Raw genomic sequence first — 26,227 nt, 5'->3', positions numbered from 1 at the left:
TCTCGGCGTCGGTCGAAGTCTGACCCTTTGACGGCGTGTCAATACTGACCCATTTGCGGATCTTCGTCTGATTCTTGGCCTTGGTGATCAAGGTCAGGAGGGAAGGGGTGATCCTCGTGGAAGACTGGGCAGAGATCCGCCGTCTGCACCGGGCGGAGGAGATGCCGATCCGGGCGATCGCGCGGCATCTGGGCATCTCGAAGAACACGGTCAAGCGGGCCCTGGCCAGTGACCGGCCGCCGAAGTACGAGCGGCCGGCGAAGGGCTCGGCGGTGGACGCCGTCGAGGTGCAGATCCGCGAGCTGCTGCGGGAGACCCCGACGATGCCCGCGACGGTGATCGCCGAGCGGATCGGCTGGGACCGGGGGATGACGATCCTCAAGGAGCGTGTCCGTGATCTGCGGCCCGCTTATCTCCCGGTCGATCCGGTTTCCCGCACCACCTACCGGCCCGGCGAGCTGGCCCAGTGCGACCTGTGGTTTCCTCAGGCCCAGATCCCCCTCGGCTATGGGCAGACCGGCCGCCCGCCGGTGCTGGTGATGGTCTCGGGCTACTCGCGGCTGATCGCCGCGCGGATACTGCCCTCCAGGAGGACCGGGGACCTGATCGATGGCCACTGGCGGCTGCTGTCGCAGTGGGGAGCCGTTCCCCGGATGCTGGTCTGGGACAACGAGGCCGGCGTCGGCCGGGGACGGCCCACGAGCGAGTTCGCCGCGTTCGCGGGCCTGCTCGCCACCAAGATCTGTTTGTGCCGCCCCCGGGATCCGGAGGCGAAAGGGCTGGTGGAGAGGGCGAACGGCTATCTGGAGACCTCGTTCCTGCCGGGGCGGCACTTCAGCGGTCCGGACGATTTCAACACCCAACTGGCCGACTGGCTCAAGGTCGCCAACCGGCGTGTCCACCGCACCCTCGGGGCTCGTCCGGCCGACCGGTGGGAGGCGGACCGGGCCCAGATGCTGACCCTGCCGGCAGTCGACCCGCCGACCTGGTGGCGGTTCGCCACCCGGCTGGGCCGCGACCACTACGTCCGCGTCGACACTTGCGACTACTCCGTCGACCCCGCGGCCATCGGCCATCACGTCACCGTGCTGACCGACAACGACGAGGTCATCGTCCTGACTACCGGCGGGGAGATCGTCGCCCGGCATGCCCGCTGCTGGGCCCGCCACCAGACCCTCACCGATCCCGAGCACGCCCAGGCCGGAGCGATGATGCGTCACCAGGCCCGCCGTCCCACAGGTCAGATCCAGGCTGTCGGCGGCACCGGGCCGGTGGTCGAGGTCGAACAGCGCGAGCTGGGCACCTATGACCGGCTGTTCACCGTCATCGACGGCGGCGCCGACAAGGAGGCCATCTGATGCCATCAGCCACCACAACGGAAGCCAGCCAGGCCGCACTGGCCCAGCCCGTCGACAAGGCCGGCGCCGCCGGCCGCCGCACCGGCCAGCAGACTTCCTCTGAACTGGCATTCCTGGCCCGGGCCCTGAAGGCCCCGGCCCTGCTGGACGCCGCCGACCGGCTCGCCGAACGGGCCCGCAAGGAGTCCTGGACACATGCCGAATACCTCGTCGCCTGCCTCCAGCGCGAGGTCTCCGCACGCGAATCCCACGGCGGCGAGGCACGGGTCCGCGCTGCCCGCTTCCCCGCCATCAAGACGCTCGAGGAACTCGACGCCGCCCATCTGCGCGGCCTGACGCGCGAACAGCTGGCCCACCTGGGCACACTGGACTTCATCACCGGCAAGGAAAACGCCGTTTTCCTGGGCCCGCCGGGCACGGGCAAGACTCACCTGGCCATCGGCCTGGGAGTGCGGGCCTGCCAGGCCGGACACCGCGTCGCCTTCGCCACCGCCGCCGAGTGGGTCGACCGGCTCGCCACCGCCCACCAGGCCGGAAACCTCGCCGCCGAGCTCACCCGCCTGGGCCGCTATCCCCTGATCGTGGTCGACGAGGTGGGCTACATCCCCTTCGAATCGGAGGCCGCGAACCTGTTCTTCCAGCTGATCTCGAATCGCTACGAACGCGCGTCCGTGATCGTCACCAGCAACAAGCCCTTCGGGCGCTGGGGAGAGGTCTTCGGCGACGAGACCGTGGCCGCCGCCATGATCGACCGCCTCGTCCACCACGCCGAGGTCCACTCCCTCAAAGGAGACTCCTACCGCATGCGCGGACGCGAACTCGGACGCGTCCCCACCGACCGAACCGACAACGACTGAACCCTGCAAAAGGGTCCATTTTCACCCGGCCAAAGTGGGTCACGATTCACCCGTCGCCGACACCCGGCCGGGTGGAACGGCTACTGCCATCTGCACGGTGGTGGAGGCCGAGGAAGCCAAAGCCCACGTGTCTCTACTCCTCCCCGGCTTCCGCGCGTGCTGGCGCGTCCGGAACCGCAGCCACAAGGTAGGCGGAGAGGCTGGTTCTGGTGGCTGCGGTGGCTCCTCCTGAGTTGGTTCGAGGCACTGCGTAACGCGGTAAGTCGCCGCACGTGACGGTGCTGGCTGGGCCGTCCCTGGGCCGTCCGAGGCCGCTCAGTAGTGCCCGACAACGACCAATGACGGCCACCGAGGACGGAGCGAACAGCGCCCCCACCAGCAAAAACCCAGCTCACCAAGATCCCCGGCAAGAACCAGGGCAAGAAGAAGTAACCCGACACCAGTAAGCCCCCTGCCCGCGAGTGCTTCGCGGGCAGGGGGCTTACTGGTGGTGCTCAGCTCACGATCCCCGCCTTGTTTCCGCTCCGGCTCCCGCTGACTGGGCCCCGAGGGAACTCACCGGGGGCGACGGGCGAAGGAGAGATGAAAGCCCAAGCCTTCGAAGCGTTCCCCAGGATGAGAGGAGCCCCGATGACCGTCGAGCCAGGCGTCCGCACGGGGGTGGAGAGCGATGCCTCGGTCATTGCGCGGTCCCGGGATGAGCCCGAGGCATTCGCCGTGCTCTTCGACCGGCACGCGGATGCGGTACACCGTTATCTGGCCCGTAGGCTCGGCGGCGAGCCGGCCGACGACCTCATGGCGGAGACCTTCACCACCGCTTTCCAGCAGCGGCACCGGTACGACCCCGTGCGGGCCACGGGCAACGACGCCCGGCCCTGGCTGTTCGGCATAGCGACCAACCTGGTCGGCCGGCACCGGCGGGCCGAGGCCCGCCGGTTCAAGGCCCTGGCCCGCATCCCGGCTCCCGCCGATCACGAGGAGCCGCTGGCCGACCGGGCCGCGGCCCGGGTAGGGGCACAGGCCGTACGCCGCGAGCTGGCGGCGGCACTGGCCGCACTGCCCGCGCGGCACCGGGACGTGCTGCTGCTGGTGGCGTGGGGCGGTCTCGGCTACGAGGAGGTGGCCCAGGCCCTCGGTGTCCCCATCGGCACGGTCAGATCACGGCTGCACCGGGCTCGCAGCAAGCTACGCGAAGCGTTGGGCGGATCCGATCCGACGACACTGCGAGAGGCATCCGGCCATGACTGACGAACTCGAACTCCTGCGGGACTGGAACGCGGACGCGGCCCCGCTCACCGAACCGGCCCGAGCGCAGGCCCGCCACCGACTGCTCAACACGATTGCGCGCACGGAGCGGCACCCCGACGCCGCACCCAGCCGCCGCCACACGCTGCGCCTCGCGACAGCCGCGGTGGTCACCATGGCGGTTACGGGCACGGCGGTACTGATCGCCGCGGACGGCGCCGACGAGGGCGACCGCACCGGCCGCGCGGGCACGAACGCCCCGCAGATGCGCAACGCCGCCGCCGTGACGGTGCTGAACGGGGCGGCAGCGCGGGCGAGTCAGCACGAGAAGCCCGTGGCGCCGCGCGACGACCAGTTCATCTACTGGAAGCGGATCATCAAGGAGACGGAGCGGAAGACCGGCGCGGTCAAGACCTACGTGGACGTCAACTGGGACTCGGTGGACGGCTCCCAGCGATCTCTGACCATGGAGCTCGGCCGGGTGATCTGGGAAAAGCCCCTGGGCAAGAACGAGGGGGTGTGGCCGCCCCGGGAGTGGAGCGAGCTGAAGAAGCTGCCCACCGACCCGGAGAAGCTCATCCCGCGCATCGTCGGCGTCGGCACGTCCGACAAGTCGATCGACGACTTCACCGCGTGGGACTGGTACGACGCCTACTTCATGCTCGGCGAACTCCTGAAGTGGCCGGTGCTGCCCGAGGGACTGCGTCCCGCCGCGTACGAGGCGCTGGCCCTGGTGCCCGGAGTCAAGGCGACCCCGGGGATGAAGGACTCCGCCGGGCGCACCGGGGTGGGCATCTCCTACCCCAAGCGCGCGTCCGAGAAGGGCAAGTACCTCATCTTCGACCCGAAGTCCTATGAATTCCTGGGCTTCCGCGACGAGCGGACCTCGCGTTCCGGGAAGAAGACGTACATCCAGCTGTCGCACGTGGCGGACTGGGCGATCGTCGACCGCTTGAAGCAGCGCCCCTAGCCTGGGCCGGTCAGGGGCGGTCTCGTGGAGACCGCCCCTGACACGTGGGAACGCCGGTGGCCGGCGGCCCGTCGCGGGGGTGGCCCGCCGTTCGGGTGATTGCTCCGGCGGCGGGCATCGGTGGATATCCGGCCCGCCGGGCAAGCCGACATACTGTGCGAATGGCTGCACAAAAGACAATTCCCCCCGTGATTCACCAGACATGGAAAGACGCCGACCTCCCTCCGGCATGGCAGGAGTGGGCCGAGTCCTGGCAGCTGCACCACCCAGGCTGGGGTTATCGGTTGTGGACGGACGCGGACAATCGCGTGTTTCTCCAGGAGCACTATCCGTGGTTCCTGCCGGTCTACGACGGCTATCCCGAACCGATCATGCGGGCCGACGCGATCCGCTATTTCTTGCTCGACCATTTCGGCGGCCTCTACGTGGATCTGGATTTCGAGTGCCTGAAGCCGGTCTCCGACCTCCTCGACGGGCGCGAACTCGTCCTCGGCTGTGAACCGGAGGTGCACACCCGCTTGTTGCTGGCCCGGCAGCAGGGATTCACCCGCATCATCGGGAACGCGTTCATCGCGTCGCGGCCGGGGCACCCCCTGTGGGCCCATGTGCACCGTCGACTGGTCGGTGCCCACAAGCTGCCGGGCACGCTCGATACGACCGGCCCGTTCTTCCTCACCCGAGCGGTCGACAGTGCCCCGGAGCCGGACTCGATCACGGTGGTCGGGCCGGAGGCCCTGTATCCGGAGGTGAGCCCGTACGCGACGGAGCTGTTCGGCCCGCAGGAGGCCGACTACGAGCGTGCGTACGCCGTGCACCACTGGTCGGGCAGCTGGGCCTGCGACACCGCGACCGCGCCGAGGGTCTCGGCGGGCAGACGGTTCCCGTTCTGGGCGAGCCAGGATCGGCAGCCGGTCGCCGACGGGCTGCTCAGCCTGGAGGCGCAGCGCTGCCGTTGGGCCGCGGGCGCGCCGGCGCCGACCGTGTCGTGCCTGATGGTGACCAAGGACCGCTCGGCCACGGCCCGCCGCGCGATCAGGTGCTTCACCGCTCAGACCTATCCGAACCTGGAGCTGGTCGTGCTGGAGGACGGCACCGACGACGTGCTCGAACAGCACATCCGTGACCTGGGCGATCCGCGGATCCGCCATCACCGGCTCCCCCCGGAGCGACGGACCCTGGGGGAGCTGCGCAATGAGGCGGTGGACCGGGCCACCGGGCCGTACGTGTGCCAGTGGGACGACGACGACCTGTACGACCCGGAGCGGGTGGAGAGCCAGATGGCGGCGATTCTCGCGCTCGGTGCGGACGCGTGCTTCCTCGCCCGTGAGCGGCTGTGGTGGCCCGCCCGCCGCAAGCTCGCCGTCTCCTGCGCGCGGGTCTGGGAAGGGTCGATGGTGTGCGCGAAGGACCGGCTCCCGCGCTATCCGGCCGAGCGCCGTGGCGAGGACACCCCGGTGGCCGAGGAACTGGTCCGAAGCTGCCGGGTCGTCTCGGTGGACGCGCCCGACCTGTACACGTACGTGTGCCACGGGAACAACACCTTCGACGAGTCCCATTTCGCGGAGCACTTCGAGGTGGCGACCCAGGTGTGGGCCGAACCCGGTGCCTACACCGAGCAGTTGCTCGCCATGGCGGCCCGGCTGCCGCTCGAGCCGGGGGACATCGCGCACGCCGAGACCGCCGCACACGCCGAGACCGCCGCGGGAGCCGGGCGCACGGACGAGCGGAAGCCGCGGCCGGTCCCCGAGCCCGCCGTGGCACCGGCGAGCGAGCGGCCCCCGGTGCTGGTGCTCACGCCCCTCAAGGACGCGGCCGCGTTCCTGCCCGGCTACCTGGACCGCCTGCGCACCCTGGACTACCCGCGCGAGGCGATCTCGCTGGGCCTGCTGGAGGGCGACAGCAGGGACGCGACCCCGGAACTGCTCCGGCAGGTCCTGCCCGACCTCGAGGCGGAGTTCCGGCGGGTGACCCTCGTCCACCGCGACTACGGCCTCCAGCTGGCCGGACCCCGCTGGGAGCAGGGCGTCCAGCGCCGGCGCCGGTCGGTGCTGGCCAAGGTGCGCAACCATCTCCTCGCCCGGGCCCTGGCCGACGAGGAGTGGGTGCTGTGGCTCGACGTCGATGTCACCGGCTACCCGGCGGACCTCGTCCAGCGCCTGCTCGGCGCGCGCAAGGACATCGTCGTCCCGCACTGCGCCACCGCACCCGGCGGGCCGACGTACGACCTCAACACCTTCGTCCTCAAGCCCGGAGCGGGCACGCTCAACTGGGCCCAGTGGCTGCGCGACGGCATCCTCCAGCCTCCCCGGGGTTTCGGCCGGACGTACCTCGACGAGCTGCGCGGCCGCGGACTCGTCCGCGTCGACTCGGTCGGCGGAACCGCGCTGCTGGTCCGCGCGGAGTTGCACCGCGACGGTCTCACCTTCCCGTCCTTCCCCTACCGGCAGGTCATCGAGACCGAGGGGCTGGCGGCGATGGCTCTGGACATGGGCATCGCCTGCTGGGCCCTGCCCGATCTGGAAGTGGTGCATCCGCACCACGGCGCACCGCGGCCGGAGCCCGCCACCCTCGCCGTCACGCACAGTGAGTAATCGTTTTGACGCGGTGAGTGACCAAACTTACGGTGGCTTCACTGCCCGCGCTGCGACATACACCAGCATTCCGGGCAGATCCCCCGCACCCCAAGGAAAGGTGCCACCGTGAAATCCCGTGTCATGACCTCACTGGCCCTGCCTGCCGCGCTCGCCACGGCCGGACTGCTCAGCACCGCGGAGGCGGCCTACGCCGCCGTCGCTCCGGACGCGCGGACGGAGACGGCGACGTACGGGTCCTCAGGACAGCCGATGAGCGGCGACGTCACCCTCACGCCCGGACTCCGTCACCCCTGCGAGCCGATAGGCAACGTCACCATCACCGACTACGGGCACTGCTGCCCGCCCGTGAACAACGTGACCATCACCGACTACGGGCACTGCTGCAACGTCGGCAACATCACCATCCCCGGCTGGGGGTGGTACTGCGAGGTCGGTGACGTCCCCGGACGCGACCTCGGGTTCGGCCTCCACCGCGAGTACGCGGAGCCCGGGCGCGGCTAGCGCGATCCGTCGCAGTGCCCGGCCGTGGGCCCGCGGAAGCGGCCCCCGGGGGACGGCCGGCGCCCGGAACACCGGCTTCCGGCCCGCCGGATTCCCACGCCCGACACCTCCCCCTTCCCGTCCCGAACGGAAAGACCGCGCATGCCACACCAACCCGCCCCTGTCGTCTCGGTGGTCATCCCCTGCCATGACTACGCCCGCTATCTGCCCGAGGCCGTGTCCAGCGTCCTCGCCCAGACCTTCCGGGACTGGGAGCTCCTCATCGTCGACGACGGCAGCACCGACAACACCGCCGAGGTGGCCCGGTCCCTGATCGCCCGCCACCCCGACCGGCGCATCAGGCTCGTCCAGCGGGCGAACGGCGGCGTCTCGGCCGCCCGCAACACCGGGATCGAGGAAGCCACCGGTCGCTACGTCCTTCCGATGGACGCCGACGACGTGATCGCTCCCACGATGCTCGAGAAGACCGTCGCGGTCCTGGACGGCAACCCCGGCATCGCGATCGCCTCCACCGATGTGTTCACCTTCACCGACGACGATCTGCCCCCGCAGGCGATGTCCCTCCCCGCCTACAGCCGGGAACTGATGCTCCAGCGGCTGATCATGTTCTACTGCTCGCTGTACCGCCGGGAGGTGTGGCGGACCGTGGGCGGCTACGACGAGAGCATGCGGGCCGGAGAGGACTGGGACTTCTGGGTCGGCTGCGTCGAGCACGGCTTCGATGCCCACCACATCCACGAGCCGCTGTTCGGGGCGCGCAACAAGGACACGGGACTGCACGTGGAGGCCGCCGAGAACGACCTGGCCATCCGGGCGCGGATCGTGGCCAAGCACCCGAGCCTGTTCAAGCCGGTCACCCGCGGCTGGGCGCAGGCCGTGCTCAGCCAGGACGCGGAAGCCTGCCTGCGGGACGAACACGTGCCCGACGACATCCTCACCCGGGCCGCCGAGATGGATCATTTCCTCACCGCGGTGATGGCCCTACAGCGCACGGCGCGGGTGCAGCACTACCACATCCAGCGGCTGAAGAAGGAGCTGGAGGCGAAGGAGCTGGAGGAGAAGGAGCTCACTTCGCGCCCATGAGTTCGAGGACCTTGTTGACGGCCTCGATGATCGGTACGCCGAGCGCACCGACGGTCGCGGCGATGCCCGCGACGGCGAGCAGGGCGCGGTGCCGCTCCTGTGGTGGGACATCCGCATCGGCGCGGAGCGCCGGGAGCGAGTCGTCGAGGGCACCGGCGCTGACCGGAGGCACCTGGGCGCGCAGTTCCCGGACCAGGGTGAGGAGCTCGCGGAGGGCCTCCTGGACGGCCTCGGGCTGCTCCGGGACCGGAGTGACGCGCTTGTCGATGCCGACGTTGCCCGAGCCACCGTGCATGGTGACGTGGTCGCCGCCGCCGAAGTAGTAGTGCTGGTCCCCGCTCATCAGCTCGCCATCCCCACGTTGCCGCTGCCGCCGTACATGTTGACGTTGTCTCCGAAGTAGTAGTGCTGGGGGCTGATGGTGATGGTGTCCACCTGCACCGTGAATTCCGCCTCCGGGTTCTCGATCGCGTCGGCGATCTGGTGGGCCAGCTGCCGCAGTTGGTCCGGTTGGCGGCCGGACACCACGGCGGTGGACGGGCCGGAGGTCTCGATGGCCAGGACGAAGTGCGCGGGTGCGCCGAGCACCGACAGCATCTCCACGAGGGAGTAGATCAGCGCCGCGACCGCGGCGATCACGACGAGGACGAAGAGACCGCCGGAGCCACCGCTGCCGCCGCTGTCCAAGCCGCCGCGGTTGGAGCTGTCGATCATGGCGGCGAGCAGGGCCAGGATCGTCGTCACCGCCCCGATGATCAGCAGCCGCTTCACGAAGCGCAGCACGGCTTCCTTGCGCCGGGGGCGGATGGTGAGCGTGTACACCCGGGCGACGTTGCGCAGCGGGTAGTAGGCGTCTCCGATCCAGAGCAGCTGCTTACTGACCCGCAGGCCGACCCCGATGATCGGCTCGGCCGAGGCCGCCGGTGCCACATCGGGGTGCGGATCGGCGGCGGGCGGCGGACCGGCCGGGGGCTGCGGCGGGGCGGCGGACGGCGGAGCGGCCGGGGGCTGCGGCGGAACGGTGGGCGGTGGCGGGCCTCCGACTGCGGATACGGGCTCGGAAGCCCTGTTCCATGCCGGCCCCGCCGAGTCTGCTGATGTCACACGACCCCCCTTTGGTCACCCTTGCCGAGTGCAGTCCATTCACCTCGTTCAGCCCCGCTGACGCAAGTGGTTTCACCAGGAAAGGTGGTACCCCGCACGGAAGTTGTGGGCAGGCCTCCGCGCAGCCCGGACCTCGCCCTTGGGGTCGTCGTTCACCCGCCGGGCGTACGAAGACCGCCAGGCGTACGAAGACCGCCGGGCGTACGAAGACCGCCGGGCGTACGAAGACCGCCGGGCGTACGAAGACCGCCGGGCGTACGAAGACCGCCGGGCGTACGAAGCCGCCGGGCCTACGCGGCGGGCCAGTCGTCGGGGCCGCCGCCTTGCCAGTCGATCAGGCGGGGGTCGTCGACGGGGGTGTCCTCGCCCGTCAGGCCCGTGCGGGTCAGGAGGCGGCGGAGTTCTTCCGCGTTCACCACCACGCCCACGTCTTCACCGTCGATCCGCACGCGGCGGCGGCCGTCGTGGGGTTCCTCCACCACCACGCGCGGCCGGGCCGGGGTCCCATCGTTCATAGGACCAGATTCGCCGGAGCGGCCCTCGGCCGCACCTCGGCAAAGGAACGGAGAGGGCCCGGGACCAGTCCTCGGTCCCGGGCCCCGTCCGTGCGTCGCCGCGTCGCCGCGTCAGCCGCAGTCGCCGCGTCAGCCGCAATTGCCGCCGCACGAGCAGGAGCCGCCGGACTGGCAGCCGCAGCTACAGCCCGAGCCGCAGCCGCAGGCGGCGATGGGGTGGGTGGGCTGGGGTTCGGGTCGGGTGATGTCCGCCATGAGTCGTCTCCTCGGGAGGGGGCACCTGCTGCTCATGGTCCCGGTCCACGGCCCGCCCACAGGGGCGCATCGACGGCGCGCGGAGGCACGCCGCCGTAACGCGGCCGCGCCCGCTCAGGCCTCCTGGGGGGCGCCCGAGGCCAGCTCGTCCGCGTGCTCGCCCGTGACCAGGTAGATGACGCGCTTGGCGACCGACACCGCGTGGTCCGCGAATCGCTCGTAGTAGCGGCCCAGCAGGGTGACGTCGACGGCCGTCTCGATGCCGTGCTTCCAGCGGTCGTCCATCAGGTGCTGGAAGAGGGTGCGGTGGAGCAGGTCCATCGCGTCGTCGTCCTGCTCCAGCTGCCCGGCGAGGTCGACGTCCTTGGTGACGATGACCTCGGCCGCCTTCGCCATCAGCCGCTGCGCGAGCTGGCCCATCTCCAGGATGGTGGCGTGGAGGTCGTGCGGCACGGCGTTGTCCGGGAAGCGGAGCCGGGTGAGCTTGGCGACGTGCTGCGCCAGGTCCCCGGAGCGTTCGAGGTCGGCGCTCATGCGCAGGCTGGTGACGACGATCCGCAGATCGGTGGCGACCGGCTGCTGCCGGGCGAGGAGCGCTATCGCCCGGCTCTCCAGGTCGCGCTGGAGGTCGTCGACCTTCTCATCGGCGGCTATGACGCTCTCGGCGAGCTTCAGGTCCGCGTCCAGGATGGATGTGGTGGCGCGGCCGATGGCCGAACCGACGAGCCGGGCCATATCGACCAGGCCCTCCCCGATCGAATCCAGCTCCTCGTGGTACGCGTCGCGCATCACTGACCTTCTCTCACTGACTCTCGCTGACGGATCTTCGTGGACTCGTGTGCCCCACCCTGCCACGTTCGGATCGGAACGCGTCCGGCGCGACCCCCCGCGGTTAACCGCCCAGGACGTCAAGGTGAACTCTCGGCAACGCTCCCCACGCCACCCCGTGCGGCGGTCGGTCGCCGCGGTGTCGGGAGTGAACCGGCGCCATCCCCCCGGTGAACTCTCGGCAACGTCTGTTCGAGGGGGCCTGTGCGGGGCTGTGGAGGCCGCTCCCCGCCCGCATAACCTTGGATGCATGAACGTGAACGCGGCGATCGCCGCAGTGGCGGCGCTCGCCGGGTTGTGCACCGGTGTCATCGCCATGCTGGCGTTCCGCTGGAGCGAGCGCGAACAGGCGAAGCCTACGCGCTCATCGCTGCATACCGATGCCGCCCTGCCGCCCGGTGTGGACACCGTGCTCTCGGTACTGCGTTCCTCGGCCGTCGTCCTCGACGAGGCGGACGCCGTCGTCAAGGCCAGCTCGGCCGCGTACGCGCTGGGGCTGGTGCGCGGCGGCAAGCTCGCCGTCGAGCCGATGCTGGCGATGGCCCGCGACACCCGGCGGGACGGCGAGATCCGGCAGATCGAGCTGGACCTGCCGCGGCGCGGCACCGGCCGGGGCGACGCCCTGGCCGTGTCCGCCAGAGTGGCTCCGCTCGGCTCCCGGCTGGTCCTGCTGCTGGTCGAGGACCTCACCGAGGCCCGCCGGATCGAGGCCGTACGGCGCGACTTCGTCGCGAACGTCAGCCATGAGCTGAAGACCCCGGTCGGCGCGCTCTCCCTGCTCTCCGAGGCCGTCATGGACGCGTCCGACGACCCGGAGGCGGTCAGCCGCTTCGCGGGCCGGATGCAGGTCGAGGCGACCCGGCTGTCCAGCCTCGTCCAGGAGCTGATCGACCTCTCCCGGGTCCAGAACGACGACCCGCTGGAGGACGCCGAGCCGGTACGGGTGGACGAACTGGTCGCCGAGGCCATCGACCGCTGCCGCCACCAGGCGGGCACCAAGCAGATCACGATGGCCACCGGCGGCACCGCCGATCTGCGGGTGTGGGGCAACCGGGGCCAGCTGGCCGCCGCCCTCGGCAACCTCGTCGAGAACGCCGTCAACTACAGCCCGGCCCGCACCCGCGTCGGCATCGCGGCCCGCCGCATCCCCGCGACGGGCGGCGATTTGATCGAGGTCGCCGTGACCGACCAGGGCATCGGCATCTCGGAAAAGGACCGCGAGCGGATCTTCGAGCGGTTCTACCGGGTCGACCCGGCCCGCTCGCGGCAGACCGGCGGAACCGGCCTCGGTCTCGCCATCGTCAAGCACGTGGCCGCCTCGCACGGCGGGGAGGTCACGGTGTGGAGCGCTGAGGGACAGGGCTCCACCTTCACCCTGAGGCTCCCGGAAGCCGGCGCGGCGCGGGGGGACCGGGATCGCCCGGCCGGCGGGCCGGGCGAGCCGTACGATTCCGGATCCGACCTCGATGGGGAGGACGGCGACCGACCGTACGAGACCTTCACCAATGATCAACTTTCTGCCCCGGAGGTCCTTCCGTGACCCGAGTTCTGGTCGTCGAGGACGAGGAATCGTTCAGCGACGCGCTGTCGTACATGCTCCGTAAGGAGGGATTCGAGGTCGCCATCGCGGCAACGGGACCCGAGGGGCTCGACGAGTTCGAGCGGAACGGCGCCGATCTGGTGCTGCTCGACCTGATGCTGCCGGGGCTGCCCGGTACGGAGGTGTGCCGCCAGCTGCGCGGCCGGTCCAACGTCCCGGTGATCATGGTGACCGCCAAGGACAGCGAGATCGACAAGGTCGTCGGCCTGGAAATAGGGGCCGACGACTACGTGACCAAACCCTTCTCGTCGCGTGAGCTGGTGGCCCGCATCAGAGCCGTCCTGCGCCGCCGCGGCGAGCCGGAGGAGGTCACCCCCGCGGCCCTGGAGGCGGGCCCGGTCCGGATGGACGTGGACCGGCACGTGGTCACGGTCGGCGGCGGCAAGGTGGACCTCCCGCTGAAGGAGTTCGACCTGCTGGAGATGCTGCTGCGCAACGCGGGCCGGGTGCTGACCCGGATGCAGCTGATCGACCGCGTGTGGGGCGCCGACTACGTGGGCGATACGAAGACCCTCGACGTCCACGTCAAGCGCCTGCGAGCCAAGATCGAGCCCGACCCCGGCGCCCCGCGCTACCTGGTGACGGTGCGNGGCCTGGGCTACANGTTCGAGCCGTAGACCAGCGGCCTCGGGCGGGGCCCGCTGGACGGAGTCCGGCGCAGTGCGCCGAGGCCTGTGAGGCCTCTCCGGGGCCGATTGGTGCGAGGTGTGCACGCGGGAGGGGGTTCGAGCCGGANCCNGGNGCCCCGNGCTACCTGGTGACGGTGCGTGGCCTGGGCTACACGTTCGAGCCGTAGACCAGCCCCGTACGTTCGCGTACGGGCCGGGCGCGTACGGGACGGGCCGTAAGACGGCCTCAGCCGCGGCACGGCGGCGCTGCAACGCGAGGGCGGCCCCGGATCTCCGGGGCCGCCCTCGCGTGTGCTCAGTCCTCGTCGTTCGGCGTCGGCTCGCCGGAGGCAATGCCGTTGCTCTGGCCGCCGCCCGGCTTGTTGCTCGCCGAGCCGGAAGCCGTGTCGGACGGCTTGCCGCTCGGCTTGTCGCCGCCCGGCTGCGCCGTCTGGCCCGGGGTGGTCTGGCCCGGCTTGCCGGAGGGCGTACCGCCCCGGGGGGCCGACGGGGTCGGGGTCGGCAGCTCGGACGGGCCCCAGCCCTTGAAGTAGCTCGTCGCGGGCACGACGAAGGCCGTGATCGGCACGTCGCCGGTCGAGCTGAGGTCGAAGACGATCCGCTGGGCGTCGCCGTCCTTGGCGGCCTCGCGCCCGTCGGAGACGACGGCGGAGGCGTTGCCCTCGCCGCCGAGGGCGACGGAGCCGCCCGCCGGGACGACGATCTTGCTCGCGGCCTTGCCCGCGCCCTTGGCCGGGTGCAGCTTCGCCGTCGCCTTCGCGTCGGGAAGCGTGATGGCCGTGAGGGTCTCGTCCCGGTCGCCGTTGTTGAAGATCCGGGCCGTGACCACGGCCGGGCCCTTCGCCGTACGGTCCGGCTGGGTCACCACGGTGGCGTTCTGGATTTTGATATCGCCGACGGACGTCGCGGCGTTGTCGGGCTTGACCTGCAGCGTCTGCGCGTCGTTCCCGGCTCCGCAGGCGGAGAGCGGGGCGACCGAGACCACGATGGCGGCTGCGGCGAGGGCGCCGCGTCGAAGGCTGCTGCTCACGGCGGCGGCATCTCCTAGGACGAGGTAAAAGTTGGATCAGCGCGCTTAGGTTACCGATCCGCCCTTCTGGCCCCGCACCCGACCCGCCTTCGGGGACGACGCGCCCGGCCCGCACGCCCCTCACCGCACATCCGTGACCGCCCTCCCGACCACGTTGAATATCGGTTCGGTGACGGATCGGGGAGATTATCGGTAAGGAATCCGTGGACGTCCGAAAAATTGATCACGCACTTGACCACAGATGTCTCACAGACATGATCAGTACGGCCGTGATCAATTCGGGAATCGGGGCCGGATCTGTCGCTCCTCGGCCGAACGGAGTAGCGGAAGTCCATCGACCGGACTCCGGCAAAACGGGACGTACGGCCACCCGCATGATGTTCTCCGGGCGTGTATCGGGCCGGTTTCAGGCCGCCCGGACAACCGCTCCCACCTGCGAATACCCGGTTCCGCCCACCGTGCCCAGCACGTCCCAGCCGCTGTTGTCAAGCCCCGAGATATGCCCTGACCTGCGAAAACGCCATTCAGAAGAAGGCGTTCACGTGTTACCCTGGATAGCCACGGAAGGGGTACCTGTCACATGACGTTCAAGGTTGGCGACACCGTGGTCTATCCCCATCACGGGGCCGCGCTGATCGAGGCCATCGAAACTCGTCAGATCAAAGGCGTGGACAAGACCTACTTGGTGCTGAAGGTCGCTCAGGGTGACCTGACGGTTCGTGTGCCGGCGGACAATGCGGAGTTCGTCGGTGTGCGTGATGTGGTCGGCCAGGACGGGCTGGACCGGGTCTTCGAGGTGCTGCGCGCACCGTATGCCGAAGAGCCCACGAACTGGTCCCGTCGCTACAAGGCAAATCTCGAGAAGCTCGCCTCCGGTGATGTGATCAAGGTTGCCGAGGTCGTGCGTGATCTCTGGCGCCGAGAGCGGGAGCGCGGTCTGTCCGCCGGTGAGAAGCGCATGCTCGCCAAGGCGCGCCAGATCCTGGTGAGCGAACTCGCCCTCGCCGAGAGCACCAATGAGGACAAGGCCGAGGCCCTGCTGGATGAGGTACTCGCGTCCTGACATATAAATGCCGCGGTGCCCGAGTGATTCAGACCTGCTCCTCGTAAGGAAGTCTGTTCGCCGGGCGCTGCGGCATGTGCGCGCACAGGCACCTCAGCCCACCACATCGCAGCCCTTGGCGCAAGACCGTTTGTGGTGTCGCTGTTGTAGTGCAAGGTGTGCCGGGCCCGGGCAGCTGGCACGACCAGTCGTCACGGAAGGGGCCGGTCGGGGCATCGCGCCCGGCACGCTGTGGCCATACCCATTTCGGCCGAGGAAGCAAACCTGAACGCCAACGCAAAGTCCGTAACCGCACCTGTCGGCGAGTCCGAGCGCTCCGCCCGCACCGCCGCCGTGATCCCCGCCGCGGGCCGTGGCGTGCGGCTGGGCCCGGGAGCCCCCAAGGCGCTGCGCCCGCTGAGCGGGACGCCGATGCTCGTGCACGCCGTTCGGGCGATGGCCGGATCCCGCGCCGTCTCGCTCGTGGTCGTGGTCGCCCCGCCGGACGGTGCCGACGAGGTCCAGCGGCTGCTCGACGCGTATCCGCTCACCGGGACCACCGAGGTGGTCGTCGTCCCCGGCGGTGAGACCCGCCAGGAGTCGGTGCGCCTGGGCCTGGCCGCGGTCCCCGACAGCGTCACGACGGTGCTGGTGCACGACGCGGCGCGGCCGCTCGTCCCCGTGGACACCGTGGACGCCGTCGTCGCCGCCGTACGGGACGGGTCGCCCGCCGTCGTCCCGGCGCTGCCGGTGACCGACACCGTCAAGCGGGTCGAGCCGCGCACCGGCGACCGGGCCGGTGAGCCCGAGCCGGTCGTCGGCACCCCCGATCGCGCCGTGCTGCGCGCCGTACAGACCCCGCAGGGCTTCGACCGCGCCACGCTCGCCGCCGCCCACGAGAAGATCGTCCTGGAGGGCGACGGGGCGACGGACGACGCGGGCATGGTCGAGCGCATGGGCGTCGAGGTCGTGGTCGTGCCCGGCCACGAGGAGGCGTTCAAGGTGACCCGGCCGCTGGACCTGGTGCTGGCCGAGGCGGTTCTCGCGCGCAGGAGGAAGAACGATGGCTTCTGACGTTTCGGCGAAGCTGCCCCTGGTCGGGATCGGCACGGATGTGCACGCCTTCGAGAAGGGCCGCGAGCTGTGGTGCGCGGGTCTGCTGTGGGAGGGCGAGGCGTACGGCCTGGCCGGGCACTCCGACGGCGACGTCGCCGCCCACGCCGCCTGTGACGCGCTGTTCTCCGCCGCGGGCCTCGGCGACCTCGGCGCCCACTTCGGCACCAGCCGTCCCGAGTGGTCCGGCGCGTCCGGGGTGACGCTGCTGGCGGAGGCGGCCCGGATCGTGCGGGCCGCGGGCTTCGGGATCGGCAATGTGGCGATCCAGGTGATCGGCGTCCGCCCCAAGATCGGCAAGCGCCGTGACGAGGCGGTGAAGGCGCTGTCGTCGGCGATCGACGCGCCCGTCTCGGTCTCGGGTACGACGACGGACGGGCTGGGCCTGACGGGCCGGGCCGAGGGCCTGGCGGCGGTGGCGACCGCGCTGGTGGTGCGGCGGGACACTCCCTAGCTAGGGGGTGTCCGCAACGTCGCGTCGGATCAGCCCGCGGCGTCAGGGGGCACCTCCCAGCGGTAGCTGGGGGAGCGTGCCAGGCGTCGCGGGCCCGACGGGACTTTGCGGACACCCCCTGGCCCTGCGCCGTACGGGCCGTTCCTCACGCCGGGCCCCGCACCTTGACGGTGTGTGGGGGTAGGGATCCGGTAACCCGAATCCCATCCGTACCACCGCACAGCTCGGCGCGAGGAAAGGAAGCACTCCGTGGCCACCACACTCTCCGACGACCTCAAGCGCGTCCTCGACACCCCCGTCTTCGTCATCATCGGCACCACCCAGCCCGACGGCAGCCCTCAGCTGTCACCGGTGTGGGTGAAGCGCGACGGCGACGAGCTGCTGTTCTCGACCACCATGGGACGGCGGAAGCAGAAGAACATCGACCGCGACCCCCGCGTCACGGTCCTGGTGCAGCCCGCGGACGAGCCGTACACGTACGCCGAGATCCGCGGCACGGCGAGCTACACCACCGAGGGCGGCCAGGAGCTGATCGACGATCTGTCGCTCAAGTACACGGGCAAGACGTACGCCGAGTTCAACCCGGCCTCGGGCCAGGACGACGAGCGCATCGTCGTGCGGATCGCCGCCCGCAAGGTCGTCGGCAGCCTCTGAGAGGGGCGGCAGCCTCTGAGAGAGGCGTCACGGTGAAGTGTCACGCTTCTGTGTCCCCGCGGCCGACGGGTCGCGGGGCACTGCCGGGTTCCGACTACCCTTGACGCGTGACTATTCGCCTGTACGACACCGGTGCCCGGCAGATCCGTGACTTCTCCCCGCTCACGCCGGGCTGTGTCTCGATCTACCTGTGCGGCGCGACCGTGCAGGCTGCCCCGCACATCGGGCACATCAGGTCGGGGCTCAACTTCGACATCATGCGCCGCTGGTTCGCGTACCGCGGCTACGACGTGACGTTTGTCCGTAATGTCACGGACATCGACGACAAGATCATCGCCAAGTCGGCCGAGCAGGGCCGCCCGTGGTGGTCGATCGGCTACGCGAACGAGCGCGCCTTCACCAGCGCGTACGACGTTCTCGGCTGCCTGCCGCCGACCTATGAGCCGCGGGCGACCGGTCACATCCCCGAGATGATCGAGATGATGCGGGGCCTGATCGACCGGGGCCACGCGTACGCGTCCGAGGGCAACGTCTACTTCGATGTGCGCTCGTACCCCGAGTACCTCCGGCTCTCCAACCAGGACCTGGACGGGCTGCGCCAGCCCAGCGGCGAGGGCGAGACCGGCAAGCGCGATCGGCGCGACTTCGCCATGTGGAAGGCGGCCAAGCCCGGCGAGCCGAGCTGGGAGACCCCGTGGGGGCGCGGCCGCCCCGGCTGGCACCTGGAGTGCTCGGCGATGGCGCACAAGTACCTGGGCAGCGCCTTCGACATCCACGGCGGCGGCGTCGACCTGATCTTCCCGCACCATGAGAACGAGATCGCGCAGGCCAAGGGGTTCGGCGACGACTTCGCCACGTACTGGGTGCACAACGCGTGGGTCACCATGAGCGGCGAGAAGATGAGCAAGTCGCTCGGCAACTCGGTGCTGGTCTCCGAGATGGTCAAGCGCTGGCGCCCCATCGTGCTCCGCTACTACCTGGGCACCCCGCACTACCGCTCCATGATCGAGTACAGCGAGGAGGCCCTGCGCGAGGCGGAGTCCGCCTTCGCGCGCATCGAGGGCTTCATCCAGCGGGTCACGGAAAAGGCGGGGAAGACCGTCCCCGCCGCGGCCGACGTGCCGCCCGCGTTCGCGGAGGCGATGGACGACGACCTCGGGGTGCCGCAGGCGCTCGCGGTCGTCCACACCACCGTCCGTCAGGGCAACTCCGCCCTCACCGCCGACGACAAGGAGGCGGCGGTCGCGCGGCTGGCCGAGCTGCGGGCCATGCTCGGCGTCCTGGGCCTGGACCCGCTCGACGACCACTGGTCGGGCGGTTCGGACCGCGGCGAGGACCTGCACGGCGTGGTCGACTCCCTCGTCCGGCTGGTCCTGGAGCAGCGCCAGGCCGCGCGCGGCCGCAAGGACTACGCGACGGCGGACGCGATCCGCGACCAGCTCCAGCAGTCGGGGCTGGTCATCGAGGACACCCCGTCCGGTCCGCGCTGGGAGCTGGGCACCCGCTGACCTCGCTCTTTGTGCCGCCCGCTGAGTCGGGCGGCACACTGGTATGACCGTACATACGACCGTAGACGCGTGTGACGTTCGACGTTTTTCCGGTGCCCGTTGCCGATTTGCCGAGCAGCGCTGAGCAGTGAAGAGATAGGTGACATTCATGGCCGGCAACAGCCAGCGCAGGAACCGCCGTACCAGCAACAAGAAGGGCGCGACGGTCGGCAGCGGCGGCAAGCGGCGCCGGGCCCTGGAGGGCAAGGGCCCCACCCCGCCCGCCGAGGCGCGCAAGGGACACGCCAAGCAGCGCATCGCCAACGCCCGCGCCCGGCAGGCCGCCAAGCGCCCGGCCCCGCGCCGCGGCGGCGCCAAGGGCACGAACGAGCTGGTGGTGGGCCGTAACCCGGTGGTCGAGGCGCTGCGCGAGGGCGTCCCGGCGAACACGCTGTACGTGCAGCAGTTCATCGACAGCGACGACCGGGTACGCGAGGCGCTGAAGATCGCCGCCGACCGCGGCGGCATCCACCTCATGGAGGCCCCGAAGGCCGAGCTGGACCGGATGACCAACGGGCTCAACCACCAGGGCCTCGTGCTCCAGGTCCCGCCGTACGACTACGCCCACCCCGAGGACCTGAGCGCGGCCGCCTTCGACGACGGCGAGGACCCGCTGATCGTCGCCCTCGACGGCGTCACCGACCCGCGCAACCTGGGCGCCGTGGTGCGGTCCGTCTCCGCCTTCGGCGGCCACGGCGTGGTCGTACCGGAGCGGCGCGCGGCCGGGATGACCGCCGGCGCCTGGAAGACCTCCGCGGGCACCGCCGCCCGCACCCCGGTGGCGCGCGCCACCAACCTGACCCGGGCGCTGGAGTCCTACCAGAAGGCGGGCCTCACGGTCGTCGGCCTCGCGGCGGACGGCGAGACGGAGCTTCAGGACCTGGAGGCGCTGGACGGCCCGGTCGTGATCGTCGTCGGCAGCGAGGGCAAGGGCCTGTCCCGACTGGTCGGCGAGACCTGCGACTTCCGGGTCCGCATCCCGATGCCCGGCGGCGCGGAGTCGCTCAACGCGGGTGTCGCGGCGGGCGTGGTGCTGTACGAGGCGTCGCGGCGCCGGTCGTAACCCTTCGGACGACGCGCGGTCCCCTCCGCCCCGCCGGTCTGCCGTGACCGGGCGGGGCGGGAACGTACCCACGCCCGGACGATCTTGACGGTCCCCCGACAGATCACACCGTCCCCGGCAGTGTCTTTCCCGCCGGTCACTCGGTTAGTTGAGCGTGGAGACCAGAAAATTCCGCACGCCCCTGGCGGGACGCGCGTCGGGGTTCGACGACGAGCCGCAGCTGACCATGGCCAAGGTGCCGTGTGACCCTGCGAAGGTCGCCGTCAATCCCCCCAGCTTCCGGGTGCAGCTCTCCTCCCCGGTCGTGCGCAGCGCGCTGGCGGACACGGCCCGGCTCGCCGGTATCGGGGCCGGGGCCGTGCCCCGGCGCCGCCCGCCCGTGGTGTGGAGCGGCCGCACCCGGCCCGGCGGGGACACGGCGGCGACCCGACTGCTCCAGGCCGTGCGGTACTCCGAAACCGTGGACGGCCCCGAGGACGTGGGCACCACGCAGGTGCTGCCGCGGGTCACCTTCGACGACGGCCCGTCCACGGTCACCGGTCCGCCCACGGTCATCGGGCCGCGCAACCCGCGCCGGGACCCGGCGCCGGAGACCGGGCGGCCGCCGCGGCCGCGGGAGTCGGACGCCACGCACCGCACCGGCGCGACGCCGCGCGTGCCCCGGCCCGCCCACGCCGCCCACCAGCAGACCCGGCAGGCCCACCACCGGGCCCCTCAAGCGCCCCAGACCCACCGGAGCCCCCAGGTCCCGCGCCCGCGGCGCCCCTCCGAGCAGGTGCGGCACGCGTACTACCCGGACCGCCGGATGAACCTCGGCGTCGTCCTCCTCCCGCTCCGCATCTTCCTCGGCTTCATCTCCGTCTACGCGGGCATGGGCAAGCTCTCCGACCCCGTCTACTTCGACGGCGGCGAGCGCGGCTCGATGGTCACCTGGCTCCAGTCCCTGCACCCCTGGCCGATCGCCGAGCCGCTGCGGGACCTGGCTCTGGAGCACCCGGTGGGCGCCGGGCTGACCGTGGCGTTCCTCCAGATCGTGGTCGGCGTGCTCACCGTCCTCGGGCTGTGGCAGCGGCTCGCGGCCTGCGTCGGCGCGGTGTTGTCCGCCGCGCTGATCCTCACCGTGAGCTGGCGGACCGTACCGGTCTACGACGCGCCCGACATCATCTACCTCGCCGCCTGGAGCCCGCTGATCATCGCGGGCGCCCCGGTGTACTCGGCCGACGCCCGTCTCGCGGGCGAGGCCTGGCGGCGGCTCGGCCCGCGCGTCGAACTGTGGGCGCTGCGGCGGCGGGTGCTGCGCCGCGGCACCGTCATGGCGATGGTGGTGGCCGGGCTCACCCTGCTGCTCGGTTCGACGATCGGCGGCGCCGTACGGTCCTCGGAGACGGTCCGGGCGCCCGAGCCGCGCGAGGTGCCGAGGAACAGCCTCCCCGGCTCGCCGCTGCCCCGGAAGCCCGAGACCAGCCCGCGCGGCGGGGTGGGCGGCGCGGTGGAAACGCCCGGATCGCCCTCGTACCGCGCCCCGTTGAAGCGTCGGACCCCCTCCGCCTCCCCGTCGGCGTCCGCCACCTCGGGCAGGCCCAGCGCGACGGGGACGGCGAGCGGCACCGGCAGCCCCGGCCAGGCGCGGCGCCACCGTACGACCCCCCGCACCCCGAGCCGTCCCGAGGCCCCGATGACGGAACCGGGCCCGCCGGCCCTCGGCGGCGGGGGCGGCGCGGGCCTGGGCGGGACGAGTTCGGAGGGCGGCATGGGCGGCGGCGCCCCGCCGGCCGACTCCTACGACGAGGGCGAACCGGCGCAGGAGGAGGCCGCGCTGGGCGGTCTGCTGGGCTGAACCGTACGGAGGCGGAAGGCCCTCGCGCGCTGTCCATGGGACTTGGGTTCTAACGGTCCTCGCAACACCCGTGATCTGTGGGAGTTGCGAGGACCCCTGGAACCCAAGGGACGCGGAGGGCCTTTCTGCGTGCCCGCCGGGGGCTCAGTCGGGAATCAGTCGTGCAACGGCCGGACCGGAGTTGACTCCAGCGAGCCCCGCCCGGACGGCGGGGGGCCCGAGGAGAGTTCCTTGGCGGCCTCGGTGAGGTCCTTGGCGGTGTCGATGGCCCGCCAGTACGCCCCGTGGGGCAGCGGAAACCCGGCCAGCCGACGCTCGCGGGCGAGCCGCGGGAACGTCGTCCGCTCGTGGTCGCCGCGCTCCGGCAGCAGCGAGGTGAAGGTGGCGGAGAAGACGTACACGCCCGCGTTGATGAGGTACGGGGAGGGCGGCGACTCGATGAAGTCGAGGACGTGACCGAACTCGTTCGTCTCCACCGCCCCCCAGGGGATGCGCGGCCGCGCCAGCGCGAGCGTCGCGACAGCGTCGCGTTCATGGTGGAAGTCGGCCATCTCGCGCAGCGAGAAGCGGGTCCAGATGTCGCCGTTGGTGGCGTACCAGGGCTGATCGGCGTGGGGGAGCCGGGCGGCGGCGAACTTCAGGCCCCCGCCGCGGCCGAGCGGTTCCTTCTCGACGACGGTCGTCACGCGCAGGGGCAGCTCCGCCGACTCCAGCCAGTCCTGGAGGACGGCGGCGAGATGACCGCAGGAGACGACCGCGTCGGTGACCCCCTCGGCGGCCAGCCAGGCCAGCTGATGGCCGATGATCGGGGTCCCGGTACCCGGGATCTCGACCATCGGCTTGGGGCGGTCGTCGGTGTACGGACGCAGCCGCGAGCCCTGGCCTCCGGCCAGGACGACGGCCTGTGTGGGGCGCGGGGCATGCGGATGGTGAGCGTGGTGCCCGGGCCTGTGGAGGTCATCGGTCATGGATCGCACCATATGCGCTGGCGCGGTGACCGTACGGGCAGTGGGGGCCGGACGTGATCAGCGGTACGCCTGGGTGATGCCGGACGCGAACGAGGTGTCGCAGACGGGACGGGCGTACGCCTGGGCCTGGTTCGTCCCCCCGTACTTGGCGACCGCGGCACGGCCGAGCGCACGGGCGATGTCCGCGCAGTGCCGGGCCAGCGACGGCCGTTCGTTCGTGGCGACCTGGAGGTGGGTGAGCGCCACCCCCGGGTCCTTCTCCTGCAACTCCGCGAGCAGCCGGTCGCGCAGCAGCTCGTGCGGGGCACGGTGCACGGCGCGGGTGGAGGCGCGGTCGGAGGACGCGGTGAGGATCTGCGACTCGGCGCTCGGCGAGGCCCACGGGACGCGGGTGACGGCGAGCGTACCGGAGAGGACGAGCACGACGGGGAGGACGAGCGCGAGGCTTCTGCCGATACGGCGGGCTACGGTGTTCACGGGAGGGATCGTAGCGAGGAGCGATGATTTGGCGACATTGAGTCACCAACCCGGGTGATGGAAACCCGTTCTTGCGCGCGGGGGCGTTGACGAACGGAATCGAAAAGACCGGAATGTCGAGGAATTTATCGACAACACCACAACGCGACAGCGGGTGGCCGCGGACAAGAGCGAGGCGCCGCCCCCGCGATACGGGAAACGGCGCCTCGCCTTACGGACGTCAGTCGCTGAGCCGCTCCCCCGTAGAGGTGGAGAAGACGTGGGCCTCGCCCGGCTGCGGCACGACGTGCAGCTGCGCGCCCTTCTCCGGCACCTGGCGGCTGCCGACCCGGATCACCAGGTCCTTGCTCTCGCCGCCGACCTCGGCCGAACCGAAGACGTACGCGTCCGCGCCCGTCTCCTCGACCACGTTGACGGTGATCGCGAGACCGGCCGGGGCGTCGTCGGAGGCCTTGGACAGCGACTTCGCCGCCCCGCCGTTCGCCTCCACCACGTCGAAGTGCTCGGGCCGGACACCCACGGTGACCGTACGGTCGCCCTTGTCGGCCGCGGCGCCCAGCGCCTCCCGGTTCACCGGGACCACGCTGTTGCCGAACTTCACACCGCCGTCGGTGATCGGCACCTCGACCAGGTTCATCGCGGGCGACCCGATGAAGCCCGCCACGAAGAGGTTCGCCGGCCGGTCGTACATGTTCCGCGGGGTGTCGACCTGCTGGAGCAGCCCGTCCTTGAGGACGGCCACCCGGTCGCCCATGGTCATGGCCTCGACCTGGTCGTGGGTGACGTACACCGTCGTGATCCCCAGCCGCCGCTGGAGGCTCGCGATCTGCGTACGGGTCTGCACGCGCAGCTTGGCGTCCAGGTTCGACAGCGGCTCGTCCATCAGGAACACCTGCGGCTCCCGCACGATGGCCCGCCCCATCGCCACCCGCTGCCGCTGACCACCGGACAGCGCCTTCGGCTTGCGCTCCAGGTACTCGGTGAGGTCCAGGATCTTCGCCGCGTCCTCGACCTTCTGCCGGATCTCGGTCTTGTTGACCCCGGCGATCTTGAGCGCGAAGCCCATGTTCTGCGCGACGGTCATGTGCGGGTACAGCGCGTAGTTCTGGAACACCATCGCGATGTCCCGGTCCTTCGGCGGCAGGTGCGTCACATCGCGGTCGCCGATCCGGATCGCCCCGCCGTTGACGTCCTCCAGCCCCGCCAGCATCCGCAGCGACGTGGACTTCCCACAGCCCGAGGGGCCGACCAGAACGAGGAACTCGCCGTCTTCGATGCCGATGTCGAGCTGGTCGACGGCGGGCTTTTCGGTGCCCGGGTAGATCCGGGTCGCCTTGTCATACGTGACCGTAGCCATGGTGATCTGGTCCCTTCACCGGCAGGAACGTGCCGGACGATCCGAGTAAAGGTAGGGGTCTAGTCCACTGCACGTGGATTGGCGTGACGCTATACCGCCCACCCCCGCCCTGTCTCTACTCCGGACACCACTATTTTCGAACGGAGCACCCCGGTGTGGTGGGTACACTGCTGGGGACGCCGACTTAGCTCAGCTGGTAGAGCACCGCTCTTGTAAAGCGAAGGTCGTCGGTTCGAACCCGACAGTCGGCTCTGTGTCTGAGCGCGGACAACGCCCCGGGCGGCCTCCCGTCCGGGGCGTTCGCTGTCCCGGCGGACATCACCTCTCACGTCCGCCCAATGATCGACCGCCGTGAGACCGTCAGCGGTAGCAGCCTGGTCGGCTTGCTGTGCTCGTGCGCGGAGGGGCCATTGCCCCTTGCGGACATGTCGCCAAGGTGACCATGGAGGTCTAAGATCATGACCTACTTTGATCGCTCTGATGCGGAAGGGCTTTAAATGTCCAACTGGAGCAAGCGGTTAGCCACCCTGCTGTCGGCGACCGCCGTGATGGTCGGCGTCTCTCTCGGGACTGGTTCGGGCACCGCAGTGGCAGCACCCAAGCTCACCTACCAGTCGAGCTGGTATCAGTCGGGGAAATCGGTGGTCGTCTACCTCTACGCCGACGGCGACTACGCCGGATATGTGAACTGGAACGCGGACCCGGAGGGGAACGACCCCGGAGACGCGCTGCGGGCGAAGGACGACGCGGCCGACGGGTGGGGCGTCGAGGGGACCGTCTCGGAGCCCGGGTGGCTGGTCCGCGAGGCTTCCACGCGGGGACACTCGTCCCCCTACACAACCCCGTGGCAGACCGGAAACCTCATCGAAGGCAGTCCGTACACGCTCGACGTGTGCCTGGTGAAGGGCTCGGAACGGGTCTGCCTCTATGGCTACTTCCGTGTCAAGGCGTAGGCGGAACCTGGACGGGGTGCCGAGCCCGAACCTGTAAAAGCAGGTCGTCGGTTCGAACCCGACAGTCGGCTCTGTGTCTGAGCAGGGAGGAAGCCCCGGACGGTCGCCCGTCCGGGGCTTCCGACATCTACGGCGGCCATCAGCCCGGACGCGATGCCGGGCCCATGCCCGGTGATCGCGACTCCCAGCCCGG

Annotated in this window: 26 protein-coding genes and 1 tRNA gene; 18 read left to right on the top strand and 9 right to left on the bottom strand. The window is 70.7% G+C overall.

From position 1 onward, the window contains the following. Positions 1-107 precede the first annotated feature (107 nt). The 7 genes from istA to LCH29_RS30945 all read left to right on the top strand — a co-directional run bounded on the left by istA (position 108) and on the right by LCH29_RS30945 (position 8,608). Positions 108-1,358, top strand: a complete 1,251-nt coding sequence (gene istA, locus LCH29_RS30975) for an IS21 family transposase (RefSeq protein WP_446465004.1) — start codon at positions 108-110, stop codon at positions 1,356-1,358. After that, complete coding sequence (gene istB / locus LCH29_RS30970) at positions 1,358-2,215, top strand: IS21-like element helper ATPase IstB (protein ID WP_446465003.1); 858 nt, start codon at positions 1,358-1,360, stop codon at positions 2,213-2,215. The genes istA and istB overlap by 1 nt, the downstream gene beginning before the upstream one ends. Positions 2,216-2,845: 630 nt before the next feature. Continuing rightward, the gene (locus LCH29_RS30965) at positions 2,846-3,463 is read left to right on the top strand and encodes an RNA polymerase sigma factor (RefSeq protein WP_446465002.1); all 618 of its coding nucleotides are present in this window, start codon (positions 2,846-2,848) and stop codon (positions 3,461-3,463) included. Next, positions 3,456-4,430: a CU044_5270 family protein gene (locus LCH29_RS30960; protein ID WP_446465001.1), complete on the top strand. Its 975-nt coding sequence runs from the start codon at positions 3,456-3,458 to the stop codon at positions 4,428-4,430. The genes LCH29_RS30965 and LCH29_RS30960 overlap by 8 nt, the downstream gene beginning before the upstream one ends. A 188-nt stretch (positions 4,431-4,618) precedes the next feature. After that, positions 4,619-7,021, top strand: coding sequence for a glycosyltransferase (locus tag LCH29_RS30955; RefSeq protein WP_446465000.1), 2,403 nt, complete (start codon positions 4,619-4,621; stop codon positions 7,019-7,021). A gap of 108 nt (positions 7,022-7,129) precedes the next feature. Next, complete coding sequence (locus LCH29_RS30950) at positions 7,130-7,525, top strand: hypothetical protein (RefSeq protein ID WP_446464999.1); 396 nt, start codon at positions 7,130-7,132, stop codon at positions 7,523-7,525. Positions 7,526-7,666: 141 nt separating this feature from the next. After that, positions 7,667-8,608: a glycosyltransferase family 2 protein gene (locus LCH29_RS30945; protein WP_446464998.1), complete on the top strand. Its 942-nt coding sequence runs from the start codon at positions 7,667-7,669 to the stop codon at positions 8,606-8,608. Here the strand turns inward: LCH29_RS30945 and LCH29_RS30940 are convergent. From LCH29_RS30940 to phoU, 5 genes are all read right to left on the bottom strand, one after another. Further along, complete coding sequence (locus LCH29_RS30940) at positions 8,592-8,951, bottom strand: hypothetical protein (RefSeq protein WP_446464997.1); 360 nt, start codon at positions 8,949-8,951, stop codon at positions 8,592-8,594. The two genes, LCH29_RS30945 and LCH29_RS30940, sit on opposite strands and share 17 nt — an antisense overlap. Continuing rightward, on the bottom strand, positions 8,951-9,712 hold the full coding sequence (locus tag LCH29_RS30935; protein WP_446464996.1) for a DUF6232 family protein: 762 nt from the start codon (positions 9,710-9,712) through the stop codon (positions 8,951-8,953). The genes LCH29_RS30940 and LCH29_RS30935 overlap by 1 nt, the downstream gene beginning before the upstream one ends. A gap of 290 nt (positions 9,713-10,002) precedes the next feature. Beyond that, a complete protein-coding gene (locus tag LCH29_RS30930) occupies positions 10,003-10,227 on the bottom strand; it encodes a hypothetical protein (protein WP_446464995.1) in 225 nt (74 codons plus the stop codon). 129 nt (positions 10,228-10,356) lie between these two features. After that, the gene (locus LCH29_RS30925; RefSeq protein ID WP_257231966.1) at positions 10,357-10,482 is read right to left on the bottom strand and encodes a hypothetical protein; all 126 of its coding nucleotides are present in this window, start codon (positions 10,480-10,482) and stop codon (positions 10,357-10,359) included. A gap of 114 nt (positions 10,483-10,596) precedes the next feature. Beyond that, a complete protein-coding gene (gene phoU, locus LCH29_RS30920) occupies positions 10,597-11,271 on the bottom strand; it encodes a phosphate signaling complex protein PhoU (RefSeq protein WP_446464994.1) in 675 nt (224 codons plus the stop codon). A 289-nt stretch (positions 11,272-11,560) separates the two neighbouring features. On the opposite strand from phoU, the gene LCH29_RS30915 reads away from it, so the two are divergent. Together LCH29_RS30915 and LCH29_RS30910 are read left to right on the top strand one after the other, a co-directional pair. Beyond that, complete coding sequence (locus tag LCH29_RS30915; protein ID WP_446464993.1) at positions 11,561-12,850, top strand: sensor histidine kinase; 1,290 nt, start codon at positions 11,561-11,563, stop codon at positions 12,848-12,850. Further along, a complete protein-coding gene (locus LCH29_RS30910) occupies positions 12,847-13,527 on the top strand; it encodes a response regulator (RefSeq protein ID WP_446464992.1) in 681 nt (226 codons plus the stop codon). Before LCH29_RS30915 ends, LCH29_RS30910 begins: the two co-directional genes overlap by 4 nt. 307 nt (positions 13,528-13,834) lie before the next feature. On the opposite strand, the gene LCH29_RS30905 is transcribed toward LCH29_RS30910, so the two are convergent. Then, complete coding sequence (locus LCH29_RS30905; protein ID WP_446464991.1) at positions 13,835-14,569, bottom strand: copper chaperone PCu(A)C; 735 nt, start codon at positions 14,567-14,569, stop codon at positions 13,835-13,837. A gap of 580 nt (positions 14,570-15,149) precedes the next feature. Here LCH29_RS30905 and LCH29_RS30900 point away from each other — a divergent pair. The 7 genes from LCH29_RS30900 to LCH29_RS30870 all read left to right on the top strand — a co-directional run bounded on the left by LCH29_RS30900 (position 15,150) and on the right by LCH29_RS30870 (position 22,279). Further along, positions 15,150-15,632 (top strand): CarD family transcriptional regulator, encoded by a 483-nt coding sequence (locus tag LCH29_RS30900; RefSeq protein ID WP_009716930.1) that lies wholly within the window; start codon positions 15,150-15,152, stop codon positions 15,630-15,632. 264 nt (positions 15,633-15,896) lie between these two features. Then, positions 15,897-16,685 (top strand): 2-C-methyl-D-erythritol 4-phosphate cytidylyltransferase, encoded by a 789-nt coding sequence (gene ispD / locus LCH29_RS30895; RefSeq protein WP_446465008.1) that lies wholly within the window; start codon positions 15,897-15,899, stop codon positions 16,683-16,685. Further along, positions 16,675-17,178 (top strand): 2-C-methyl-D-erythritol 2,4-cyclodiphosphate synthase, encoded by a 504-nt coding sequence (ispF, locus tag LCH29_RS30890; protein WP_446464990.1) that lies wholly within the window; start codon positions 16,675-16,677, stop codon positions 17,176-17,178. The genes ispD and ispF overlap by 11 nt, the downstream gene beginning before the upstream one ends. A gap of 249 nt (positions 17,179-17,427) precedes the next feature. Continuing rightward, positions 17,428-17,832: a PPOX class F420-dependent oxidoreductase gene (locus LCH29_RS30885; protein ID WP_446464989.1), complete on the top strand. Its 405-nt coding sequence runs from the start codon at positions 17,428-17,430 to the stop codon at positions 17,830-17,832. 107 nt (positions 17,833-17,939) lie between these two features. Continuing rightward, positions 17,940-19,340: a cysteine--tRNA ligase gene (cysS, locus tag LCH29_RS30880; protein ID WP_446464988.1), complete on the top strand. Its 1,401-nt coding sequence runs from the start codon at positions 17,940-17,942 to the stop codon at positions 19,338-19,340. Positions 19,341-19,488: 148 nt separating this feature from the next. Next, the gene (gene rlmB, locus LCH29_RS30875) at positions 19,489-20,442 is read left to right on the top strand and encodes a 23S rRNA (guanosine(2251)-2'-O)-methyltransferase RlmB (protein ID WP_446464987.1); all 954 of its coding nucleotides are present in this window, start codon (positions 19,489-19,491) and stop codon (positions 20,440-20,442) included. 226 nt (positions 20,443-20,668) lie between these two features. Continuing rightward, positions 20,669-22,279, top strand: a complete 1,611-nt coding sequence (locus LCH29_RS30870; protein WP_446465007.1) for a DoxX family membrane protein — start codon at positions 20,669-20,671, stop codon at positions 22,277-22,279. Between the two features lie 155 nt (positions 22,280-22,434). Here LCH29_RS30870 and LCH29_RS30865 read toward each other — a convergent pair whose 3' ends face one another. The 3 genes from LCH29_RS30865 to LCH29_RS30855 all read right to left on the bottom strand — a co-directional run bounded on the left by LCH29_RS30865 (position 22,435) and on the right by LCH29_RS30855 (position 25,081). Beyond that, positions 22,435-23,247, bottom strand: coding sequence for a nucleotidyltransferase family protein (locus LCH29_RS30865; protein ID WP_009716937.1), 813 nt, complete (start codon positions 23,245-23,247; stop codon positions 22,435-22,437). A 57-nt stretch (positions 23,248-23,304) separates the two neighbouring features. Continuing rightward, positions 23,305-23,724: a hypothetical protein gene (locus tag LCH29_RS30860; protein WP_446464986.1), complete on the bottom strand. Its 420-nt coding sequence runs from the start codon at positions 23,722-23,724 to the stop codon at positions 23,305-23,307. A gap of 220 nt (positions 23,725-23,944) precedes the next feature. Then, entirely contained in the window at positions 23,945-25,081 is a 1,137-nt protein-coding gene (locus LCH29_RS30855) for an ABC transporter ATP-binding protein (RefSeq protein WP_446464985.1), read from the bottom strand. Positions 25,082-25,259: 178 nt separating this feature from the next. On the opposite strand from LCH29_RS30855, the gene LCH29_RS30850 reads away from it, so the two are divergent. Both LCH29_RS30850 and LCH29_RS30845 read left to right on the top strand, forming a co-directional pair. Continuing rightward, positions 25,260-25,332 (top strand) — tRNA-Thr (locus tag LCH29_RS30850). A 246-nt stretch (positions 25,333-25,578) separates the two neighbouring features. Then, positions 25,579-26,034: a hypothetical protein gene (locus LCH29_RS30845; protein ID WP_446464984.1), complete on the top strand. Its 456-nt coding sequence runs from the start codon at positions 25,579-25,581 to the stop codon at positions 26,032-26,034. Positions 26,035-26,227 lie beyond the last annotated feature (193 nt).

Source organism: Streptomyces sp. BRA346 (assembly GCF_052851135.1).
This window is presented reverse-complemented; position numbering and strand designations above follow the sequence as displayed.

Excerpts from the sequence above, each read along its gene's own strand:
- istB (WP_446465003.1), top strand. The coding sequence starts at position 1,358 with ATGCCATCAGCCACCACAACGGAAGCCAGCCAGGCCGCACTGGCCCAG.
- LCH29_RS30965 (WP_446465002.1), top strand. The coding sequence starts at position 2,846 with ATGACCGTCGAGCCAGGCGTCCGCACGGGGGTGGAGAGCGATGCCTCG.
- LCH29_RS30960 (WP_446465001.1), top strand. The coding sequence starts at position 3,456 with ATGACTGACGAACTCGAACTCCTGCGGGACTGGAACGCGGACGCGGCC.
- LCH29_RS30945 (WP_446464998.1), top strand. The coding sequence starts at position 7,667 with ATGCCACACCAACCCGCCCCTGTCGTCTCGGTGGTCATCCCCTGCCAT.
- LCH29_RS30940 (WP_446464997.1), bottom strand. The coding sequence starts at position 8,951 with ATGAGCGGGGACCAGCACTACTACTTCGGCGGCGGCGACCACGTCACC.
- LCH29_RS30930 (WP_446464995.1), bottom strand. The coding sequence starts at position 10,227 with ATGAACGATGGGACCCCGGCCCGGCCGCGCGTGGTGGTGGAGGAACCC.
- LCH29_RS30925 (WP_257231966.1), bottom strand. The coding sequence starts at position 10,482 with ATGGCGGACATCACCCGACCCGAACCCCAGCCCACCCACCCCATCGCC.
- phoU (WP_446464994.1), bottom strand. The coding sequence starts at position 11,271 with ATGCGCGACGCGTACCACGAGGAGCTGGATTCGATCGGGGAGGGCCTG.
- LCH29_RS30915 (WP_446464993.1), top strand. The coding sequence starts at position 11,561 with ATGAACGTGAACGCGGCGATCGCCGCAGTGGCGGCGCTCGCCGGGTTG.
- LCH29_RS30900 (WP_009716930.1), top strand. The coding sequence starts at position 15,150 with ATGACGTTCAAGGTTGGCGACACCGTGGTCTATCCCCATCACGGGGCC.
- ispF (WP_446464990.1), top strand. The coding sequence starts at position 16,675 with ATGGCTTCTGACGTTTCGGCGAAGCTGCCCCTGGTCGGGATCGGCACG.
- rlmB (WP_446464987.1), top strand. The coding sequence starts at position 19,489 with ATGGCCGGCAACAGCCAGCGCAGGAACCGCCGTACCAGCAACAAGAAG.
- LCH29_RS30870 (WP_446465007.1), top strand. The coding sequence starts at position 20,669 with ATGGCCAAGGTGCCGTGTGACCCTGCGAAGGTCGCCGTCAATCCCCCC.
- LCH29_RS30865 (WP_009716937.1), bottom strand. The coding sequence starts at position 23,247 with ATGACCGATGACCTCCACAGGCCCGGGCACCACGCTCACCATCCGCAT.
- LCH29_RS30855 (WP_446464985.1), bottom strand. The coding sequence starts at position 25,081 with ATGGCTACGGTCACGTATGACAAGGCGACCCGGATCTACCCGGGCACC.
- LCH29_RS30845 (WP_446464984.1), top strand. The coding sequence starts at position 25,579 with ATGTCCAACTGGAGCAAGCGGTTAGCCACCCTGCTGTCGGCGACCGCC.